The sequence below is a fragment of the Acinetobacter sp. SM1B genome (genome assembly GCF_003289665.1).
In the GTDB taxonomy this organism is placed as follows: Bacteria; Pseudomonadota; Gammaproteobacteria; order Pseudomonadales; family Moraxellaceae; genus Acinetobacter; species Acinetobacter schindleri.
In genome coordinates, this window is record NZ_QMBM01000001.1 from 27,620 (window position 1) to 47,829 (window position 20,210).

Consider the following 20,210-nt stretch of genomic DNA (forward strand, 5'->3'; position numbering starts at 1 on the left):
AGCGTCTAGCAGTAGGAATCCCCTTGCTTTAGCTGGGGGAGGATGTCAAAGTATCTGCATAAGCTAATCATAAAGATTTTGAGGATCATAATTCCAATGAAAAAATTTATTTTAGGCACTGTTGCTGCATCTGTTTTAGCATTTTCTGGTAGTGCGATGGCCAACTTTGTAGCAGGCCAAGACTATCAAGTGCTGGCTAAGCCAGTTAAAGTTGAAAAGCCAGGGAAAATCGAAGTACGTGAATTCTTCTGGTATGGCTGTGGTCACTGCTACACACTTGAACCGCATATGCAGACCTGGTTGAAACAACTGCCTAAAGATATTCGTTTTGTCCGTACTCCAGCTGCGATGAACCCACTATGGGAACAGGCAGCACGTGCCTATTATGTGTCTGAAGCCCTGGGTGTTCGTCAAAAAGCGCACTTGCAGTTGTTCCATGATATCCATGCGAAGCAAAAACCAATTTTAGAACAAGCACAACTCGCCAAGTTCTATACCCGTTATGGTATTTCAGAAGCGAAATTTAACAGTACGTATAAATCATTCCCGATTTCTTCAAAAATCGCCCAGGCGAAAAATCTAGCCGCATCTTATCAGTTAACGGGTGTGCCAGCCGTGACCGTGAATGGTAAGTATGTCGTTCAGGGTGATGATGCCAAAGTAATTCAGGTGGTAAATTTCCTGGTAGAAAAAGAGCGTAAGGCAAAATAATTTCTGCCTGATCTTAAAAAACCTGCACATTGCTGCAGGTTTTTTATTGTTGAAAATATCTATTCTAGCTGCCTGAAGGCTGTTTATGCATGAATGCCCTGAAATAGCAGTTGCATCTGAATAACCGTCTGAGCTTTAAATTCTGCTGCGCGACTTTGTTGAAGATTGGCATCTGACAGACCCTGAATACTCAGCCAACCCATCGCCCAATTCAGGGATAAATCCACGAGCATCTGGATCAGCAGCCTCAAGTGTTGAGGCGATTTGATTCCCTGAGCGGAATAAAGATTTCCCAGCTCATCGACCAGATCAGCAACTAAAAATTGCAGTTCTCGCTCAATACTGGTCCGCAAAAAGTCTGATCCGCCCCAACGTTCTGTACTAAAAAATAGCCATGGCTCAGGATGTTCTTCAACAGCCTGAAGGAAAAGACCAATTGAGGTTTCAGTGTCTGAATGTACTTGATACAAGTAAGCTTCTACCAGCCGATTTAAGACACCTTTTAAATTAATGGCGACTTGGTCGAGCAGTTCCAGACCCAATTGCTGCATGTCCTTAAAATGCCGGTAGAACGCCGTCGGCACCAGTCCAACTTCACGGGACAGTTCACGCAGGCTGATATTGCTAAATGCACGACCACGGCTACTCAGTACCAGTGCGGCATCTAGTATTGCCTGATGACTTTGCTGTTTGCGTTCTGCACGTAAAGACATAAAAATCTTCTCGATATTTCCCTTTAAGTTTAACAAAAAATCGGCAATCACGCAGCGCCATTCAGATGGCCTGATTTTGTATTTTGATCGAACAAGACTGAATTGATTTTGTAAATCATGCCAAGGGCCGGGCAATCTTGGCAGAGGCTTCTGCTATACTGAGCCGCAATTATTTTTCAGTCAAAGCAGGACTTATTTATGCGTATCGACCAGCGAGCATTAGATCAATTACGTGACATCAAAATTACCCGCAATTACACACGTTATGCGGAAGGTTCAGTATTGGTTGAATTTGGTCATACTAAAGTGCTTTGTACTGCCAGCATTGACAACTCGGTACCCCGTTTCCTGAAAGGTCAGGGCCAAGGCTGGGTAACCGCAGAATATGGCATGCTGCCACGTTCAACACATACCCGTAGCGACCGTGAAGCGGCACGTGGCAAACAGAGTGGCCGTACTCAGGAAATCCAGCGTCTGATCGGCCGTAGCCTGCGCGCTATGGTGGACCTGAAAAAACTCGGTGAAAATACGATTACCATCGACTGTGATGTGATCCAAGCAGATGGCGGGACACGTACAGCCTCTATTACCGGTGCTGCGGTAGCATTGATTGATGCGATGAATGTGTTGCTTGAAAAGAAAAAAATCAAGCAAGATCCACTTAAAGGTCTGGTTGCTGCAATTTCTGTGGGTATTTTCAAAGATGAAGTATTACTAGATCTTTGCTATGAAGAAGATTCTAACTGCCAGACTGACTTGAATGTCGTGATGACCCAAGCGGGTGAATTTATTGAAATTCAAGGTACTGCTGAAGATAAGCCATTTACCCGTGAGCAATGCAATGACATGCTGGCCATGGCTGAAAAAGGGATTCAGGAACTGATCAAGAAACAGCAAGAAGCTTTGGGCTGGTAATATTTCCAGAGTTTACAAAACGCATCTTCGGATGCGTTTTTTATTATAGCTACACATTGCCTGACAAAAAATGAACAGGATCTGTCTACTGTGTAACCTCTGTTTTAAGCGATGATCTTTTAACCAAATCTCATTCAGAGGGTTATAACATGAAAATATGGTTGATGGCATTTTCAGTATTTGCTGTACTGGGTTTAACTGCCTGTGATTCGAATTCTCGTGATGAAAACCGTGATGGTGCAAATATGGAACGAGGAAGTGATACCAATTAACAGAGTAGAGGCCATTCAACCTCTATGATTTATATCCTTGAGAATAAGAAAAAGGGTGCTATGGCACCCTTTTTTATGGATAAAACTTTAACTATTAAAACGCATCGATAGGTCAATGGCTTTGACATCTTTGGTCAATACGCCCATCGAAATATAGTCTACGCCTGTACTCGCCACTTCACGTAAATTATCAATAGTGATATTGCCTGAAGCTTCCAGTTTACAGCGACCAGCCACATGTTTAACGGCATCAATCATTTGCTGCTGACTGAAATTATCCAGCATCACGATATCAGCCTCGGCTTCTAGGGCCTGATTTAACTCATCCCAGGTTTCAACTTCCACTTCAACTGGTTTACCCGGTGCAATCTGGTGGGCCATGGCAATCGCCTGGCGAATGCCGCCGGCTGCCATAATATGATTTTCTTTAATCAAAAAGGCATCGAATAGGCCCAAACGGTGATTCTGACCACCACCGACAGCAACAGCATATTTTTGGGCAATACGTAAGCCTGGCAGCGTTTTACGGGTATCTAAGAGCTTGGTATGCAGACCGTCCAACTCTTTGACATAGGTTGCTGTTTTGGTCGCAACTGCAGACAGCGTCTGTACAAAGTTCAGGGCAGGGCGTTCTACAGTCAGTAGGCTACGTGCAGAACCGGCCAGTTTTAGAAAAGCTTCATTGGCAGCGACATGATCGCCGTCATTTTTTAGCCAGATCACTTCTACACTCGGATCATAGGCCTGAATCAGGGCATTGACCCAAGGCTGACCAGCAAGAACCATTGCTTCACGGCTAATAATCGTGGCAGTCGCCTGTTCATCTTCAGGAGTCAGCAGGGCAGTAATGTCACCATCGCCAATATCTTCGGAGAGTGCCTGTTGAATATTGATCTGAATCGACTGTTCTAGCAAAGCCTGAGATATGCTCATGAGTATTTCCGTATCTTTTTTAGCCGTGAAAAATTGTGCGTTATCTTAACACCGTTACATTAAAATGAGCGATTTTTCATACAGCCTGCCGGGATGAATTGAGATTTGCCTATGAAAGTTTTAGCATTAAGCCGGCTGCAATCCTGATATTGCAGATTTTATTTTTGTACAGGACAGTTTTATGCAACAGGCAGCTGAGTTTCAAATCCGGGACGGGCAATTGCTCGGGGCGCGCCAGATCCCTTCTCCAAATTTTAATCAGCGGCCTGAACATACCGATATCCAGTTACTGGTGATCCATAACATCAGTCTGCCGCCGTCACAGTTTGGTGGCGGCTATATTGAACAGTTTTTTCAGAACCAGCTGGACTGGTCAGTGCATCCGTATTTTCAAACTATTGAAGGCATGCAGGTGTCGGTGCATCTGCTGATTTTGCGTTCTGGTGAAGTGCTGCAGTTTGTGAATTTCAATGACCGGGCCTGGCATGCAGGTCGTTCCAGCTATCTGGCCAAAAAAGAATGTAATGATTATTCCATCGGGATTGAACTGGAAGGCAGTGATGACCTGCCGTTTGAACAGGCACAGTATGATGCCTTGGTCAAAGTTACCACCTGTTTGCAAGACTATTATCCCAAACTGCAGCAGCATATTGCCGGACATTCGGACATTGCACCGGGACGTAAAACCGATCCGGGACCGTATTTTGACTGGTGTGCTTTTCGTGCCCAGTTACAACATTATAAGAACCCATGACCCTTCAGGAAGTCATGTGATTAAGCAATGAACTTCTTTTGCAAGTTTCATTACAATAGGCCCAAATTAATTATTAGGTGAATAGGATGGCGCTTTGGCGTTCGACCGTAATTGTCAGTGCGATGACCATGTTATCGCGGGTTCTGGGATTGGTCCGGGATGTGGTTTTACTGAATGTATTCGGTGCCGGTAAAGATTTCGATACCTTCGTGGTGGCATTTCGTATTCCAAACTTTTTCAGACGGCTATTTGCAGAAGGGGCATTCTCCCAAGCCTTTATTCCGGTACTGACAGAATATAAAACCAGTCGTACCCATGCAGAAGTGCAGATCCTGATCAGCCGGGTATTTGGCTGTCTGGCTACTTTCATGACCACCCTGACCATGATTGCCATCATTGCCGCACCGGTGATCATGTATATCTATGCGCCAGGGTTCCATGGCGATGAAGCAAAGTTTGCGCTGGCTACAGACATGTTCCGCCTGACCATTCCATACCTGCTATTTATGTCACTAACGGCTTTTGCCAGCAGTATTCTGAACAGTTATGGCTCTTTCAGTACGCCAGCCTTTGCTCCGGTCTTATTGAATATTGCCATGATTGCAGGTGCGCTCTGGCTCACCCCTTTTATGGCAGAGCCGATTATGGCGCTAGGCTGGGCAGTCGTAATTGCCGGTATTTTGCAGCTGGCAATCCAGATTCCAGAATTATGGCGTAAAAACCTGTTGATTCCACCGAAAGTAGACTTCAAGCATGAAGGGGTGGATCGCATCATGAAACTGATGCTACCCGCTTTGTTTGGTGTATCGGTCACACAGATCAACCTGTTACTGAATACGGTTTGGGCTTCTTTCATGCAGGATGGTTCAGTGTCCTGGCTATATAGTGCTGAACGGATGACCGAATTACCATTGGGTCTGATTGGCGTCGCAATCGGTACCGTGATTCTGCCGTCTTTATCCACACAGCATACGGAAAAGAACCCGGAAAAATTCCGTGGCATGATGGATTGGGCAGCGAAAGTCATCGTACTGGTGGGTCTACCAGCCAGTATTGCCTTGTTCATGCTGTCAACACCGATTATTCAGGCATTATTTGAACGCGGACAATTCACTTTTGAAGATACCCAGATGACTGCCTTGGCACTGCAATGTATGAGTGGCGGTGTGATTGCCTTTATGCTGATTAAAGTCTTTGCTCCCGGCTTTTATGCCCAGCAGGATACCCGTACACCGGTACGCGTCGGTTTAATGGCAGTAGCAGCCAATGCAATTCTGAACGTGATCTTTATTGGTTTCTTTAAGCTGATTCATTGGGAAGCGGAACATATGGCGCTGGCACTGGCTTCGACCGGTTCAGCCATGGTCAATGCGGGTCTGCTGTATTTTTATCTGCATCAACGCAATATTTTCCGCTTTGGTGCACACTGGAAAAAAATCTTCCTGCAATTCATGTTTGCCAATGTGGTGATGATTGCAGCTTTGGTCTATGCACTGAGCTGGTACAATGGTGATGTATCACAGTGGATGCGTGTACTGGAAGTACTGATTTTATGTGTGGTCGGGGTAGTGGCGTATTTGGCCGCATTGGTCGCTGCTGGTTTCAGACCACGCCATATCAAACCGTAATCCATTTTGGGCGCATAAAAAACAAGAGCCAAATGGCTCTTGTTTTTTCTGTAGGAAACTTTTCCTTAAGCAAAAATCAGTCGCTAGACCTTGCCGCGAGAAAGGAAACCAACAATGGCAAGAATAACGGCAATCACCAATAAGATAATCGCGAAATCCTTAGATAAGCCTGCTACTCCACCGAAACCAAGTAGACTGGCAATTAAGGCAATCACAGCAAAAATAATAGCCCAGCGAAACATATCAATTCTCCATGTGTTTTTATTCTCAAATCCAGTATAGGAATATTCGATTTTGGGCACTGTTAGTGTTTTGTTGATGTACTGTCTCTGATTTAACAATAGTTTACGTGATATTAATAAGATTCACGTCCCTACATTTCCTTTGTTGAGACTTGGTATAATAAGCTGATTTTTACCATAGCCGTTTTGATTATGTCTGATGCCTTACGTCCATACTTCTGGAAAAAATATAGTCTCACTGAGCTGACACCAGAAGAATGGGAAGCGCTTTGTGATGGTTGTGGGCTTTGCTGCCTGATCAAGCTGGAAGATGAAGACACCCACGAAGTTGCCTATACCAAAGTGGCTTGCAAATTACTGGACTGTAAAACTGCCCGCTGTTCGGATTATCCGAACCGGCTGCAATATGTGCCCGATTGTATCCAGCTAACACCTGAGAAACTGGACACCATTCACTGGTTGCCATCAAGCTGTGCCTATCGCCGAGTTGCTGAAGGGAAAAGCCTGCCATCCTGGCATTATCTGAAGACAGGTTCACGACAAAGCGTAATTCAGGCCAAAAAATCTGCTGCTGGTCGCTGCTTAAGTGAAGTCGATATTGATGAAGATGAAATTGATGAATATATCGTACGCTGGGTGCGCTAGCTGTTAGCGCAATCCAACCTCGTCAAATGATTAAATAAAAAAATTAAGCTGCCTGTTGTAGCAGTTGCTGTGCTGAAGACCCCGACATAGGTCGGTAAAAATAAAAACCTTGTCCGATCTGGCAATCACAATTGATTAGCGTGTCCAGTTGTTCAGTATTTTCAATACCCTCGACCAGTACATCCAGAGAAATACTGGAACCAATCTGGGTAATGGCTTTGACAATGGCCAGCGCAGACGGATCATTGTTCATGCGTTCTACAAAGTTGCGATCAATCTTGATGCAGTCGACCGGATATTCCTGTAAACGGGTCAGGGAAGAATGACCGGTACCGAAGTCATCCAGAGAAATATGAATTCCATGTTTTTTTAGCAGGTTTAGTGCCCGGATCACATAATTGGCTCCGCCTTCGGATAAGCTCTGCTCGGTAATTTCCAGTTCAACCTTATGTGCAGGAATATCGAATCGGGATAGACGAGCCAGGAATTTCTCAGCATAGTCATCGCGCAGGAATTCAACTGGAGCTGCATTGATTGAAATTGGCAGTATATCCAGACCCTCGGCTTGCCAGCGGCTCATATCCTCAAAGACTTTTAGCTGCATGGTTTCACTGATGCGCGAAGCTAAATCATAGTCCTGGAAAGCAGAAAAAATATGAGAGGGTAACTGGATCTGATGCTGTTGATCCTGCCAACGCAGTAAGGCTTCGAAACCAATCACCTCACCATCAGAAAGGTGAACCTTAGGCTGATAATAAGGAATAATCTGATCCGCATGAATAATCTTGCGTGCCAGCGTCAGTTGTTTGGTCATGTTTTCCAGTGACCTGAACATCTCCTGATTAAACATGCGAATCCCGCCACGACCACTATTTTTCAGATCATTCAGGGCAATATCGGCACATTTCAGCAGGTTGGAACTATTCTGGGCATCACGCGGATAAACGGTACAACCGATACTCATACCGATACTCATACGATGGCCGACATAACTCACTGGTTGTTCCAGTTGGGCATAGGCCAGTTGTGCAGTATTAATCAGCTGGGCTTCGTTTTCCAGGTTTTTGACTAAAATAGCAAACTCATCGCCACCCAGACGGGCAACGACTATATTATTGGAGCCAAAACAGGCCTGAAAACGCTTGCCCAAGACATGCAGCAAATGGTCCCCGGCAATATGACTCAAAGTGTCATTGATATACCGGAAATAGTCTAGGTCGATCAGGAGCAGGCCAACCATTATTTGCTGTTGCTTGGCTTTTAGCAGTACCTGTTTAAAGGTCTTATAAAAGGCATTGCGGTTATACAGTCCGGTCAGCTCATCACGCTGAATTACGGCTTTTAAACGGCTTTCAACTATTTTTTGCTGACTGACATTGCGTGAAACACACAGGATATTTTGGGGAATATTATTTTCGTCCAATACTGGAGTCAGTAAATGATCCCAGTATTGTGGGTCCTCATTCTCCGTCTGGGCTTTTTCTACAAAACGGCTATTTAAACCTTGAGCAGCCTGTTTTAAAGCGCGTTGTCCGGTTTTTTTAACTTCAGCGGGTAACAGGCTTAACCATGAATGCGGGGCAGGCTGCTGTTCAGGATCAATCCCTAACTTATGACAGGCTGACTGATTGATATGACGGATTTCGCCTTGTGGAGACATCACTTTAATACAATCGACACTGGCATCCAGCATGTTTTTTTGGGTAGAAATCACCTGAGACAGTTGTTGCTGAATCTCAAAATATTCATGGATATCGGTCAGTGATACCGACCATTGCAGCAGATGTTCTGCTGTATGCTGAAACTTGATGGCCAAGGCACACATACGGTAGCTGGAATCAGCCGATTTAATCCGGCACTGGGTATTAAAGCCTTGTTGCTGATTCAGGCCAGCATGCCATTGCTCAGAAAACGTTGGCTGATCATCTGGATGAATCAGGCTTTGCCATTCTTTAGGACCATATTCACTTAAATTGGTACCTAAATAATCCGAAAGTGCCTGATTAAAATATTCAATATTATCCTTGCCCAGCACCCAAAGCGGATGCGGCACATCATTGATCAGATCTTGTAATAATCTGGATTTTGCCTGTTGTTCATTAGAAGATTGTATCAAGGTTGAAATAAGCGAATCAGCGCATTCTGCAGTTGTTCGTCTAGATTTATTATGCTTCATGCATCCCCACCGATACCACCCAAAGAGCATCCAATCAGTTGCTCAAGTCCATTCTAATTAATATGAGATAATGTGAAATTTACAAGGTTATTAACCTGTAATTAATCATGTTCTATTTATCTACTTTTCATAAGATTAATCCATTCATTGTAAAAAAAATAGAGATTTCTTACATAAATTAAATTTTTCTCATAAATGTTTGAAATATTGGAATCAAAACTACCAGTGTTAGAATGAAAGCAGAATTTAATTTGAGCCAATAATAAGATGTCAGACAGTCATATCCCGCTTCCAGAACGCTTGCGGCCTCGCGACCTTGCAGAAATTATCGGGCAGGATCACTTGCTTGGAGAGAATGCACCTCTACGTCAGATGATTGACCAAGGGCATTTACCATCGATTATCTTCTGGGGTCCACCTGGAGTAGGTAAAACCACGATTGCCTTGCTACTTGCCCAAGCGGTGGACCGGCCATTTATCAGCCTGTCTGCACTCAATACCGGTGTGAAAGAATTGCGTGAAGTCATTGCGGAAAGTGTTGATCTGCTGACGCCTGTAGTGTTTATTGACGAGATTCACCGTTTTAATAAATCCCAGCAGGATGCACTGCTGAATGCCGTCGAAAAAGGCAAAATTACCCTGATTGGCGCGACGACGGAAAATCCATCTTTTGAAGTCAACAGTGCCTTGCTGTCACGTTGTCAGGTCTATACCTTGAATGCGCTGAGTGACGAAGCGATTCAGACTTTACTAACTCAGGCGATTCAGACTGACAAATTCCTGCAGGAACGCTATATCCAGATTGAAGAATTTGACGCCTTATTGCAGTTTGCCGCAGGGGATGCGCGTAAGGCACTCAATCTACTAGATCTGATTGCCAGTACTTTTGAGGCTGATCAGGAAAATATCATTACTAATGCGATTGTGGTCAAAGTCGCACAGCAGAATATTGCCCGTTATGACAAGTCTGGCGAGCAGCACTATGATCTGGTTTCGGCCTTCATCAAGTCGATTCGTGGTAGTGATCCGGATGCTGCCCTGTACTGGATGGCACGTATGCTGAAAGGTGGTGAAGATCCGGTCTTTATTGCCCGCCGTATGCTGATTGCGGCATCAGAAGATATTGGCAATTCCAATCCGAATGCCTTGTTGCTAGCGGGTGAATGCTTCCGCTCAGTTCAAGCGATTGGTATGCCGGAATGCCGGATTATTCTGGGACAATGTGCGGTTTACCTGGCGACCAGTGCCAAAAGTAATAGTACCTATCTCGCGATTAACAAGGCGATGGATCTGGCTGAAAAAACGGCCAATTTGCCAGTGCCTTTACATCTGCGTAATGCAACCACCAAGTTGATGAAAGAGCAGGGTTATGGAGTGAATTATCTGTATCCGCATAACTATCCGGAACATTTTGTTTTGCAAGATTACCTGCCGCCTGAGCTGAAAGGCACCAAACTGTACGAATCGGCACGTAATAAGCGTGAAGTGGAAGGCGAACGTCTGCAACAACGTCGCTGGCAGGAACAACAGCAGCAGTAAACAAAAAAAAGCCCAATTCAAGGAGAATTGGGCTGAAATAGGATGTCTTGGGGGAGATACATCCTAGAGGGTAAGGGTATAAATCTAGCCGACAACACCAGATGGATTGCATCTGCTGGGGATGTGGCTGGGATGCAGTAATATTAAGGCATGCATTGAATAATGTAAAAACGATCATTTTTATTAATAAAATTCATTTTTTCGATCATAAGATTAGACAATAAAAAACCGGGCTATTTGCCCGGTTCTTTGAAGCATTATTAGTGCTTAGATATCTTCAAGATTGATACCTAAACGTGCTGCAACTTCTTCGTACGCTTCAACCACACCGCCTAGGCCTTGACGGAAACGGTCTTTATCCAGTTTTTTCTTGGTGTCTTTATCCCATAGACGACAGCCGTCTGGAGAGAATTCGTCACCCAGTACGATACGGTCGTGGAACACACCAAATTCAAGTTTAAAGTCAACCAGAAGCATATTACCCGCTTCGAATAATGCTTTAAGCACATCGTTCACTTGGTAAGTCAGTTCTTTCATTTTTGCCAGTTGTTCAGCAGTCGCCCAACCTAAAGCAATCGCTTGAGATTCGTTCACCATTGGATCGCCTAGCGCGTCATCCTTGAAGAACAATTCGAATGTTGGAGGCGTTAACTCTTTACCTTCTTCTACACCAAGACGACGGCATAAAGAACCCGCAGCATAGTTACGTACTACACATTCTACTGGAATCATTTTAAGTTTTTTCACCAGCACTTCAGTCGGTGTCAGCAGTTTCTCAAAATGAGTTTCAATACCAGCAGCAGCCAGCTTTTCCATGATGAAGGCGTTAAAACGGTTATTCACCTTACCTTTACGATCCAGTTGTTCGATTTTTTCGCCATTGAATGCGGACGCATCGTCACGAAAAACTAAAATCAGGTGGTCTTCACTGTCCGTGGTATAGACAGATTTCGCTTTACCAGTATAGAGCAAGGTTTGTTTTAACATGAGGGAACCTTCTACAAAAAAAAATGCCTAGAAAATGTCTAGGCTGGCCAATTTTGGTAAATCTGGTTTAACAGTTCTGCTGCTTTTTCGCGGTCGGCAAAACTGTTATCGGGATTAAACACAGCCAGGGTGTTACTCGAACCTGCGGGAGAGAGTCTTAAAACATAGGTTTGCTGATCGACCTGAATCGCTACTTCATAACGATCTTTATTTTGACCAACGATAGAATGGTTAAGGCTGCTAAGCGTGGCAAGAGTGTATTGCCATATTGTAGCAGCATTTCCATCAATTTTGAGCAGTGGATTTTGATTTCCGTCAGTGACTAATTGCGGCTTTCCCGAAAAATTTTCTTGAGTTTCATCTGCTTGAGTTGAATTTACTGGCTGTGCAGTAGGACGTGGCATCGCAAAGCGGTTACCACGCTGATTTTCAAGCTTTGGTGCATTTTCCAGGGCAAGCGGATCTACGGTCGGAGCAGGGTACAAAGGCGTTGCAGGACGAACCATTGACCCTTCAGGATATTGTAATGGTTGCAGCGTGGTTGTCTCTTTATAGTCCAAGGTACCGTTTTTAAAGGCCATTGAACTACAACCTGCTAAACTGAATACTGAAAGTGCCAGGGTAAGTCCTAAACGTAATTGCATAATCGTTGCTCTTTATTTAATGACGCTCGCTTCTACAAGTGCCTCATGAAGCGGAGCGCGATATTGTTCTGCAAGTGGTGTTAATGGAAGGCGAATACCTGTACCAATTAAGCCCATATCATGGAGAGCCCATTTCACAGGAATTGGGTTTGATTCGCAAAATAGAATATTGTGTAAATTTGCAACCTGAGCATTGAGCTCTTCAGCACCTGCCGCATCGCCTGCAATGGCTGCAGCACATACTTCACTCATGACTTTTGGTGCAACGTTAGCAGTCACAGAGATATTACCTTTGGCACCATGACCCATTAACTCATAGGCAGTTGCATCATCACCTGAGTAAACAGTCATGTTTTTGCCTGTCAGACCTTCAATCAGGGCAGCACCACGGGCTACATCACCTGTTGCATCTTTAATGCCCACGATCTGTGGAATATCTGCCAGACGGATCACGGTTTCGTTGGCCATATCTACGCCAGTACGACCTGGAACGTTATAAAGAATTTGAGGTAGGTCAACCGCTTCAGCAATCGCTTTATAATGCTGGTATAGACCTTCCTGAGTCGGTTTGTTGTAGTAAGGAGTAACCAGCAGGGCAGCATCAGCGCCAAGTTCTTTGGCTTCCTGAGTCAGCTCGATTGCTTCACGAGTCGAGTTTGCGCCTGTACCGGCAATGATAGGAATACGTTTGTTGGCAACACGAATGATTTCTTTGATCACTTGAGTGTGCTCGCTCATGCTGAGCGTTGATGCTTCACCAGTAGTACCAACCGCGACGATACTGTTAGTGCCTTCTGCAATATGCCACTCAACCAGCTTCTCGAGACCCTTCCAATCTACGCTGCCATCTTCAAACATGGGGGTGACGATTGCGACAATGGAACCCTGAATGGTCTGTGCTTGCTGAGTCATTTTAAAAAACTATCCTATTTGTCCATCCGAAGAGAATGAGAAAACATATTTGGGATGGGTTTGTATTTTGATTTGTAGCAAATTCAATAGATTTGCACTGAATTGAATATTGCTTATGCAAATTATGACTGATCAAACGCATAAGAACAATATGCTTTAGTAAAAGCCACTGAATTCTTTATACAAAGCCTCTAGGCAACAATCAAGTTTTAATCGTTATGATTTTTTGCTGTCCAAATCATCCTTTATCCTCCAGCAGTATGAAAGCTAATGAATTCATTTTTTCAGTAAAAAATACACAGAATAAGTCACTTAAGTGAATTAAATAGATTTAGAAAACATTCTTTTATGGCGTTTTAGGGGAGTATTAATATTTATATTTGATGAATTAAGAGCTAAAATATATCGAATAATAAACCTCATTTATGATGAATAAAAAGCAAAAATGCCTGAACTAATCTTTTTTTCGTATTAGTGATCGGCCCTGAATTTTTCTCACTGTTGAATTTCCGGGTTTGATGTATAAGTCTAAATCCAAAAATACTGGGATTTTAATACTTCTCATTAATTGCTTTTTTGACTTTATCGAACAGCATCTTAAAGTCATTAATTTTCTGGATTTTTCAGTATATCCGAGCAAATTGTTCAACTTATTGGTAGTTAATTCTCTTTAGCGGCTCATAGATGATGGCCTCTCTTTTGAACGCTGATTGAACAAGGATATTCCATGGAAAAATCAGACAATAAGCACGCGATCATCACGGTAGGGATCTGCTTTCTGATCGCTGCGATTGAAGGCCTGGATATTCAGGCTGCCGGGATTGCCGCTGCTGGTATTCGTGAGCACTTTGGTCTTGATAGCTCACAATTGGGTGTATTTTTTAGTGCAGGGATTCTGGGCTTATTGCCTGGTGCACTGGTCGGTGGTCGATTCGCGGACCGTCTTGGTCGTAAGAAAGTTTTAATCTGGTCAACCACAATTTTTGCACTATTTACCTTATGTACCGTGTGGGTGAACAGTTTCCACACCTTGCTGGCAGTTCGTTTTCTGGCGGGTGCGGGTCTTGGCGGTGCAATGCCGATTCTGATCACTTTAGCTTCTGAAGCCGTGGCTCCACAAAACCGTGGACGTGCCGTGGGCCTGATGTACTGTGGTATGCCAGTGGGTGCTGCAATCTTGTCTTTAATCGCAGCAACTGAATTCGGTGCAAACTGGAAAAATGTTTTTTTACTTGGGTGGTTTATTGCCCATCATTGTGATTCCTCTGATGATGGTGTGTCTGCCTGAATCTAAAGAATACATAAAGGCACAAAACAAGACAGCCGCAGAACGTGCAGCATCTCCTCAGGGTTCATTCAAGGATTTGTTTAACTCTGACAACCTACTTCGTACGCTGTGTATCTGGGTGAGCTACTTCTTCACCCTGATAGTGGTGTACATCATGTTGAGCTGGTTGCCTTCACTCTTTATGGAGCTGGGCTTCACCCGTAAAGATGGTTCAACTGCACAGTTCTATTTCATGGCGACTGCAACGATTGGTACCGTGATTCTGGGTATGCTGACGGATCGCCTGAAAAAAGCGTATGTCATTCTGTTGATGTACGGCGGTATCTTGGCAGGTCTATTGGCGCTAAACGCCGCAGGTTCATTAACACAAATGTACATGGCATCAGCGCTAGTGGGTGCATTCGTTATTGGCTGTCAAGGTGTATTGTATGCCTTCGGTGGTATCGTTTACCCAACAGAAGTTCGTGGTACGGGTGTTGGTGTTGCATCAGCAGTAGGCCGTATTGGTGCAATGCTTGGACCAGCAATTGCAGGTAGTCTGTTAACTGCAGGCTTCGGTGCGGCGGGTGTAATCTCAGCAGCGATCCCATGTATTATTATCTCAGCAGTATTCATGTTGTTCTTGGTTCGTAAAATGAACAGTGTGGCATAAGCGAAACTGAATAAAAAAACCCGCAGGATGCGGGTTTTTTTATGCCTCAAAGGATGATTCAAACGACATAAATGAACGTCTTAAAACCTATGTCGCTATTCAAATTCAGCCACATTTGTCATGATTATACTAAAAAATAATTACAAATAAGAAAGAGTGCTTGGCTCAAAAACTACGTATTGCGCATTTCCTATAACAACATCAAAACTATACGCTATGAATCATTCAGGACGAAATTGAGCTTGAGTTACCTCATCTCCTTGAAACTCAAACACACTCTTTCTGGACGGGCATAGCTCAGCTTTGAAGATCAAGCGCGTATGATGATGTCAATCTATAGATCAATGTCTTTAAGCTAATGATGTAATGCCGGAATATTTTGATTGGCTATATACGACGTCATACACTGGCTTATTTTTACTTTCGTACCACAATGCCAGGTAAAGCCAAAATCTACTTACGTTTTGTGCGCCATTTGGCCCAAGAATTGCCCGAATATGATTTTTGTCAGAATGCGCAGTCATTCTATTTTTGTCACCGGGACTAAAAAACAGCATGGTTTTTAGGCTATGCTTGGGCATCATCAAGATTTCAAGGAATGAGAGCGTATGCAGCAGAATGCCGCGTTGATTGTTGTGGATGTTCAGAAGGGATTTACCCCGGGAGGTAATCTGGCAGTCGCAGGTGCGGATCAGATTATTCCGAATATCAATCAACTAGGACAATACTTTAGTAATATTGTACTGACCCAGGACTGGCATCCAGAAAATCACATTTCCTTTGCAGCTCATCATCCTGACAAAGCTACCTATGACACGATCCAGCTAGAGTATGGCCCTCAGGTGCTCTGGCCAAGCCACTGTGTGCAGGGCACTGCGGATGCTGAACTGCATCCAGAATTGGATCTGCCACAAGCGCAGCTGATTATTCGCAAAGGCTTTCATCAAAATATCGACAGTTACTCTGCTTTTATGGAAGCAGACCGGAAAACCAGTACCGGTCTGGCAGGTTATCTGCGAGAACGTGGTATCGATACGGTATTTATTGTTGGAATTGCCACCGATTTCTGTGTGGCGTGGACAGCGATGGATGCCTGCAAACTGGGTTTTAAGTCCTATGTAATTGCGGATGCTACTAAAGGCATTGACCTAAATGGTTCACTGCAACATGCCTGGCAGGATATGCTGGCTCAAGGAGTAAAAAGGATTTATCTGAAAGATATAATCGATGTGGCCTAAGCGCTGGCTTTTTATTTTTGAGCTGATCTGCTTTCAGACGAGTTGATATATTTATATATTTTGAGGCATCAAACGATGCCTCGATTTCCTTTTAAATGCCCCCGGATTTCCCCATGTCAGCACTCCTTCAATTTAGCCAGTTTGTCCAAAAGACCTTTGCTTTGTGGGTGATTCTGTTTTCTGCCATTGCCCTGATGCTACCGGAGCTTTTTGTCTGGCTACGTGCCTATATTCCCTGGATGTTGGGCCTGATCATGCTAGGTATGGGCATGACCATGACAGTAGGCGATTTTAAAAGTGTGTTACAGAGTCCAAAAGCAGTGGCAATTGGGGTAGTGGCCCAGTTTATAGTGATGCCAGGGCTGGCTTTTCTCCTATGTCAGCTGTTTCAGCTCCCGGCTGAAATTGCGATTGGGGTAATCCTGGTTGGTTGCTGCCCAGGTGGAACTGCATCCAATGTGATTACCTACATGGCCAAGGGCAATACCGCGCTGTCTGTGGCCTGTACTTCGGTTTCAACTTTGCTGGCACCTGTTTTAACCCCGGCTATTTTCTATCTGCTGGCCAGTCAGTGGATTGAGATCAATGCCTGGTCAATGCTGGTATCAATTCTGCAAGTGGTATTATTTCCGATTATTTTAGGCCTGATTATTCGTGCCATTTTAAAGGCTAAAGTTGAGGCTTATATCCAGGTAATGCCACTGATCTCGGTGATTGCGATTGTTGCAATTGTCGCCGCAATTATTGCTGGCAGCAAAACCCAGATTCTGGAATCTGGACTAATGATTTTAGGCATTGTCGCCTTACACAATGGCTTGGGTTATTTACTCGGTTATTGGGCCAGCAGAATCTTGAAACTGGCTGAAATTGACTGCCGTGCGGTGTCGATTGAAGTGGGCATGCAGAACTCAGGGCTAGGTGTGGCTTTGGCTGCAACCCATTTTGCTGCATCTCCCATCACAGCCGTACCGAGCGCCATTTTTAGCTTGTGGCACAATATTTCCGGACCAGCCTTGGCCACTTATTGGGCAGCCAGAAAACCCGCTGAGACTGATCAGCAGAACTGATGCCAGCAGAAACAAGGAATAAAAAAAGCCCGATGCTAAGATCGGGCTTTTTACTCTTCAAAATTTATTAGGAGGCTTTAGATTGTTTCGATTTCAGGATATCGGTTCGGAAGCTTTGCGCCAGTTCTGCCATCTCGGCATCCATCCCATTCATCACGAAAGCATGACGAGTTAGGACATTGGTTGGATTTGGCATGCTGACCAGTTCATAGTGATCAGAAATAGATTTAAGTAAGAAGTTCGGGACATGTACCGCACTTTCACGCGCTATCAGTTGCTGTGCCAGACGTTCAGCCGCTTGAGCTGAATTCAGCTGCATTTCATCCACTTTCGAAGCAATCGCGCTACGTGTCTGCAAGACAAAACGTTTATCTTCACGGTAGCGTTTGTACAGCACTTCAGAAAGTAACTGGAAGACATAGCTGATCAGGGTGAGGCAGGCGAGGGCATTGGGCTTGTCTGCGGCAATACTCAGCGTTGCACCTTTTTCATCAAACTTGTGTACCGTCCAGACATCCGAGCTGTTCAGCTTATAATGCTGCACACATAGTTCAGTGGCCTTATTTAGGAAGATCTGACACAGGTTGAAATAAGGCACAGACACAGTCTTGTTGACCGAATCCAGCAGCTGTTTGGGATCATAGAACTGGATATTCAGCGAAAGAGTATCTTTTTCGACTACAGCCGGCGTGCTGTCTTTTTCCTTTGGCTTATTGTGAACCGCTTGCTGTGCCTGAGCAATTGCCAAAGCTGCATTGTGTTTTTCCTGTTCCAGGGCCTGAGTCAGCGTCTGAATTTCAAATTTCAGACGTGATTCATTATTGATGCGCGCCAGGTATTCACTGCGGCTTGGACGGGCAATGGCGCGATAAGCTAACCATAATAAACTATGCAGAATGAAAGAGGATAAAATCGCTGTCCACTGGGTACGCAGAATTTCACCGATACTTGGCTCAATCAAAGTAATCTCAACTGAACCGACTTTTTTCTCGTTAAGTAATGCTTCGCGGACAAAAACCTCGCCATCTCGGGTTTTCGTCAGACCACTAGTGGCTAAAACCTGAGCATTTGCATCCAGGATGCGAATTGAGGCAACACTTGGGTTAGTGGAATAACGATTTGCCAGTAAAGCCAGTGAAACACGATTGGCTGGATCCAGCTCAGCCAGGCTGTCTGTCACCAGTTGACTGGTCATGAGCTGACCTTGGCTGGCACGGTTTTCATTCAGCTGGTGAGTGGTTGCCAATACCAGTAAGAAGGTATGAAGGGCAAAACTTATAATCAGTAGGCTAGCAAATAGCCCTTGTCTAGGCGCATTCAACGTAAACTTCCAAGGCAATTCTATTCAAATTCGATTATGATTCTAACAATAGTTGTAGCTCAGACCCGAGTCAATTCATGCGAGAAATCATTCTTATATCATTCTTAGGACCCGACCAGCCTAATCAATTTACACGATTAATGCAGGTTTTGTCCGCTCATTCCTTACAGATCCTGGATGTTGGACAAGCGGTTATTCATAACCAGTTGACCTTAGGTATTGTTGTATCTTCGGACGATCAGACCGCTACCGCATTAGCCATGAAGGAAATCCTGATTCTAGCACATGATATCGGGTTAACAGTGCGCTTTAAACCGATCTCTGTCACAGAATATAATCAATGGGTCAAAGAAGGCGGTCAGACCCGCTATATCGTGACCGCATTGGCCCCGGAATTAAAGGCTTCCCATCTGCAAGCCGTGACCCAGATCGTGTCCAGCCAGGGCTTTAATATTGAAACTGTAACCCGACTCTCCGGTCGTCCGGTACTGGACGGTGATGATACGGAGGCTGGACCAAAACGTGCCTGTGTACAGTTCAGCCTGAAAGGCCAGATGCTGGATGCCGCAGCAATGCGTACAGCCTGCCTAAGCCTGTCTACAGCATTGAATGTCGATGTTGCAGTTCAGGAAGACAATGTTTATCGCCGTAACCGTCGTCTAGTCTGCTTTGATATGGACTCGACCCTGATCGAGCAGGAAGTGATTGACGAGCTGGCAATTGAAGCAGGTGTCGGTGCACAGGTGGCTGAAATCACCGAACGTGCCATGCAGGGCGAGTTAGACTTCCAGCAAAGCTTCCGTGCACGTGTAGCACTACTAAAAGGCATGGATGCATCTGTGCTGCCGAAGATCGCAGAACGTCTGACCATTACTGAAGGTGCAGAACGTCTGATCTCTACCTTGAAAGCACTGGGTTATCGCACCGCAATTCTTTCTGGCGGCTTCCAGTACTTTGCTGAGCATCTGCAGGCCAAGCTGGGCATTGATGAGGTCCATGCCAATGTCCTCGATGTTGAGGATGGGATTGTGACAGGTGAAGTCAAAGGTCATATTGTTGATGGTGCGCGTAAGGCGCATCTGTTAATGACGATTGCTGAAGAGATGGGTATTTCTCTGGAACAGGCAATTGCCGTGGGTGATGGGGCCAATGACCTACCAATGCTATCGATTGCCGGTTTAGGTGTTGCATTCCGTGCCAAGCCTCTGGTCCGTCAGAATGCCAATCAGGCGATTTCCAGTGTCGGTCTGGATGGCGTGCTGTACCTGCTTGGTGTGCATGACAAAGACCTCAGCCGTGCCTGAGATTAGTGATTTTTAAGATAGAAACGCGGTCAAATGGCCGCGTTTTTTTATGCTGATTGATCACGCGCTGAAGAATAGTAGAGGGAGCTGTATAGAAATATACCGATCATCTTAAACGGAAAAATAATTTTTTCAGTCCAGAAAAACGGCGTTTATTTTGTAATGACACGCCAGCATCGATGGGGCAAATGTTTCGGAAAAACTCTAAAAATAAAAAATGTAATGACAAAATAATATCGCGACAGAATATGTCGTCGAACAGAAATAAA

Annotated in this window: 18 protein-coding genes and 1 pseudogene; 11 read left to right on the forward strand and 8 right to left on the reverse strand. The window is 44.6% G+C overall.

What is annotated here, in order from left to right; translation table 11 throughout:
• Positions 1 to 96: 96 nt before the first annotated feature.
• On the forward strand, positions 97 to 711 hold the full coding sequence (locus C8322_RS00115; protein ID WP_004813905.1) for a thiol:disulfide interchange protein DsbA/DsbL: 615 nt from the start codon (positions 97 to 99) through the stop codon (positions 709 to 711).
• An 83-nt stretch (positions 712 to 794) separates the two neighbouring features.
• Here the strand turns inward: C8322_RS00115 and C8322_RS00120 are convergent, their stop codons facing one another.
• Positions 795 to 1,424: a TetR family transcriptional regulator gene (locus C8322_RS00120; RefSeq protein WP_004813904.1), complete on the reverse strand. Its 630-nt coding sequence runs from the start codon at positions 1,422 to 1,424 to the stop codon at positions 795 to 797.
• 198 nt (positions 1,425 to 1,622) lie between these two features.
• On the opposite strand from C8322_RS00120, the gene rph reads away from it, so the two are divergent.
• Together rph and C8322_RS14655 are read left to right on the forward strand one after the other, a co-directional pair.
• On the forward strand, positions 1,623 to 2,339 hold the full coding sequence (gene rph / locus C8322_RS00125; protein ID WP_008305896.1) for a ribonuclease PH: 717 nt from the start codon (positions 1,623 to 1,625) through the stop codon (positions 2,337 to 2,339).
• A gap of 149 nt (positions 2,340 to 2,488) precedes the next feature.
• Entirely contained in the window at positions 2,489 to 2,611 is a 123-nt protein-coding gene (locus tag C8322_RS14655) for a hypothetical protein (RefSeq protein WP_005232802.1), read from the forward strand.
• 87 nt (positions 2,612 to 2,698) lie between these two features.
• Here the strand turns inward: C8322_RS14655 and nadC are convergent, their stop codons facing one another.
• On the reverse strand, positions 2,699 to 3,544 hold the full coding sequence (gene nadC, locus C8322_RS00130; protein ID WP_108675721.1) for a carboxylating nicotinate-nucleotide diphosphorylase: 846 nt from the start codon (positions 3,542 to 3,544) through the stop codon (positions 2,699 to 2,701).
• Between the two features lie 181 nt (positions 3,545 to 3,725).
• On the opposite strand from nadC, the gene ampD reads away from it, so the two are divergent.
• Positions 3,726 to 4,298: a 1,6-anhydro-N-acetylmuramyl-L-alanine amidase AmpD gene (ampD, locus tag C8322_RS00135; RefSeq protein ID WP_108675722.1), complete on the forward strand. Its 573-nt coding sequence runs from the start codon at positions 3,726 to 3,728 to the stop codon at positions 4,296 to 4,298.
• Between the two features lie 77 nt (positions 4,299 to 4,375).
• Complete coding sequence (gene murJ / locus C8322_RS00140) at positions 4,376 to 5,926, forward strand: murein biosynthesis integral membrane protein MurJ (RefSeq protein ID WP_171334340.1); 1,551 nt, start codon at positions 4,376 to 4,378, stop codon at positions 5,924 to 5,926.
• An 83-nt stretch (positions 5,927 to 6,009) separates the two neighbouring features.
• Here the strand turns inward: murJ and C8322_RS00145 are convergent, their stop codons facing one another.
• Positions 6,010 to 6,168 (reverse strand): DUF1328 domain-containing protein, encoded by a 159-nt coding sequence (locus tag C8322_RS00145; RefSeq protein WP_004647174.1) that lies wholly within the window; start codon positions 6,166 to 6,168, stop codon positions 6,010 to 6,012.
• A 192-nt stretch (positions 6,169 to 6,360) separates the two neighbouring features.
• Between C8322_RS00145 and C8322_RS00150 the strand changes: the two genes are divergently transcribed.
• Positions 6,361 to 6,813, forward strand: a complete 453-nt coding sequence (locus tag C8322_RS00150; RefSeq protein WP_004781392.1) for a YcgN family cysteine cluster protein — start codon at positions 6,361 to 6,363, stop codon at positions 6,811 to 6,813.
• 43 nt (positions 6,814 to 6,856) lie between these two features.
• Here the strand turns inward: C8322_RS00150 and C8322_RS00155 are convergent, their stop codons facing one another.
• Entirely contained in the window at positions 6,857 to 9,019 is a 2,163-nt protein-coding gene (locus tag C8322_RS00155) for a putative bifunctional diguanylate cyclase/phosphodiesterase (protein ID WP_108675724.1), read from the reverse strand.
• 237 nt (positions 9,020 to 9,256) lie between these two features.
• On the opposite strand from C8322_RS00155, the gene C8322_RS00160 reads away from it, so the two are divergent.
• Positions 9,257 to 10,528, forward strand: coding sequence for a replication-associated recombination protein A (locus tag C8322_RS00160; protein ID WP_008305874.1), 1,272 nt, complete (start codon positions 9,257 to 9,259; stop codon positions 10,526 to 10,528).
• A 267-nt stretch (positions 10,529 to 10,795) separates the two neighbouring features.
• On the opposite strand, the gene purC is transcribed toward C8322_RS00160, so the two are convergent.
• The 3 genes from purC to dapA are packed head-to-tail and all read right to left on the reverse strand — an operon-like array spanning position 10,796 to position 13,071.
• Complete coding sequence (gene purC, locus C8322_RS00165; RefSeq protein WP_004781395.1) at positions 10,796 to 11,515, reverse strand: phosphoribosylaminoimidazolesuccinocarboxamide synthase; 720 nt, start codon at positions 11,513 to 11,515, stop codon at positions 10,796 to 10,798.
• A 38-nt stretch (positions 11,516 to 11,553) separates the two neighbouring features.
• Complete coding sequence (locus C8322_RS00170) at positions 11,554 to 12,159, reverse strand: hypothetical protein (RefSeq protein ID WP_004781397.1); 606 nt, start codon at positions 12,157 to 12,159, stop codon at positions 11,554 to 11,556.
• Positions 12,160 to 12,171: 12 nt separating this feature from the next.
• Positions 12,172 to 13,071 (reverse strand): 4-hydroxy-tetrahydrodipicolinate synthase, encoded by a 900-nt coding sequence (gene dapA, locus C8322_RS00175; RefSeq protein WP_008305869.1) that lies wholly within the window; start codon positions 13,069 to 13,071, stop codon positions 12,172 to 12,174.
• Between the two features lie 727 nt (positions 13,072 to 13,798).
• Between dapA and mhpT the strand changes: the two are divergent.
• The 3 genes and pseudogenes from mhpT (at position 13,799) to C8322_RS00190 (ending at position 17,316) form a co-directional block, all read left to right on the forward strand.
• A pseudogene (gene mhpT, locus C8322_RS00180) lies at positions 13,799 to 15,011 on the forward strand (3-(3-hydroxy-phenyl)propionate transporter MhpT).
• 608 nt (positions 15,012 to 15,619) lie between these two features.
• The gene (pncA, locus tag C8322_RS00185; RefSeq protein WP_004813881.1) at positions 15,620 to 16,249 is read left to right on the forward strand and encodes a bifunctional nicotinamidase/pyrazinamidase; all 630 of its coding nucleotides are present in this window, start codon (positions 15,620 to 15,622) and stop codon (positions 16,247 to 16,249) included.
• A 113-nt stretch (positions 16,250 to 16,362) separates the two neighbouring features.
• On the forward strand, positions 16,363 to 17,316 hold the full coding sequence (locus tag C8322_RS00190) for a bile acid:sodium symporter family protein (RefSeq protein ID WP_108675726.1): 954 nt from the start codon (positions 16,363 to 16,365) through the stop codon (positions 17,314 to 17,316).
• A gap of 67 nt (positions 17,317 to 17,383) precedes the next feature.
• On the opposite strand, the gene C8322_RS00195 is transcribed toward C8322_RS00190, so the two are convergent.
• Complete coding sequence (locus C8322_RS00195; protein WP_108675727.1) at positions 17,384 to 18,637, reverse strand: hypothetical protein; 1,254 nt, start codon at positions 18,635 to 18,637, stop codon at positions 17,384 to 17,386.
• 77 nt (positions 18,638 to 18,714) lie between these two features.
• On the opposite strand from C8322_RS00195, the gene serB reads away from it, so the two are divergent.
• On the forward strand, positions 18,715 to 19,941 hold the full coding sequence (gene serB, locus C8322_RS00200; protein WP_048882139.1) for a phosphoserine phosphatase SerB: 1,227 nt from the start codon (positions 18,715 to 18,717) through the stop codon (positions 19,939 to 19,941).
• The last annotated feature ends 269 nt before the right edge of the window (positions 19,942 to 20,210 follow it).

What these genes read in the sequence shown, in the direction of transcription:
- C8322_RS00115 (WP_004813905.1), top strand. Translation starts at nt 97, where the DNA reads ATGAAAAAATTTATTTTAGGCACTGTTGCTGCATCTGTTTTAGCATTT.
- C8322_RS00120 (WP_004813904.1), bottom strand. Translation starts at nt 1,424, where the DNA reads ATGTCTTTACGTGCAGAACGCAAACAGCAAAGTCATCAGGCAATACTA.
- rph (WP_008305896.1), top strand. Translation starts at nt 1,623, where the DNA reads ATGCGTATCGACCAGCGAGCATTAGATCAATTACGTGACATCAAAATT.
- C8322_RS14655 (WP_005232802.1), top strand. Translation starts at nt 2,489, where the DNA reads ATGAAAATATGGTTGATGGCATTTTCAGTATTTGCTGTACTGGGTTTA.
- nadC (WP_108675721.1), bottom strand. Translation starts at nt 3,544, where the DNA reads ATGAGCATATCTCAGGCTTTGCTAGAACAGTCGATTCAGATCAATATT.
- ampD (WP_108675722.1), top strand. Translation starts at nt 3,726, where the DNA reads ATGCAACAGGCAGCTGAGTTTCAAATCCGGGACGGGCAATTGCTCGGG.
- C8322_RS00145 (WP_004647174.1), bottom strand. Translation starts at nt 6,168, where the DNA reads ATGTTTCGCTGGGCTATTATTTTTGCTGTGATTGCCTTAATTGCCAGT.
- C8322_RS00150 (WP_004781392.1), top strand. Translation starts at nt 6,361, where the DNA reads ATGTCTGATGCCTTACGTCCATACTTCTGGAAAAAATATAGTCTCACT.
- C8322_RS00155 (WP_108675724.1), bottom strand. Translation starts at nt 9,019, where the DNA reads ATGCTCTTTGGGTGGTATCGGTGGGGATGCATGAAGCATAATAAATCT.
- C8322_RS00160 (WP_008305874.1), top strand. Translation starts at nt 9,257, where the DNA reads ATGTCAGACAGTCATATCCCGCTTCCAGAACGCTTGCGGCCTCGCGAC.
- purC (WP_004781395.1), bottom strand. Translation starts at nt 11,515, where the DNA reads ATGTTAAAACAAACCTTGCTCTATACTGGTAAAGCGAAATCTGTCTAT.
- C8322_RS00170 (WP_004781397.1), bottom strand. Translation starts at nt 12,159, where the DNA reads ATGCAATTACGTTTAGGACTTACCCTGGCACTTTCAGTATTCAGTTTA.
- dapA (WP_008305869.1), bottom strand. Translation starts at nt 13,071, where the DNA reads ATGACTCAGCAAGCACAGACCATTCAGGGTTCCATTGTCGCAATCGTC.
- pncA (WP_004813881.1), top strand. Translation starts at nt 15,620, where the DNA reads ATGCAGCAGAATGCCGCGTTGATTGTTGTGGATGTTCAGAAGGGATTT.
- C8322_RS00190 (WP_108675726.1), top strand. Translation starts at nt 16,363, where the DNA reads ATGTCAGCACTCCTTCAATTTAGCCAGTTTGTCCAAAAGACCTTTGCT.
- serB (WP_048882139.1), top strand. Translation starts at nt 18,715, where the DNA reads ATGCGAGAAATCATTCTTATATCATTCTTAGGACCCGACCAGCCTAAT.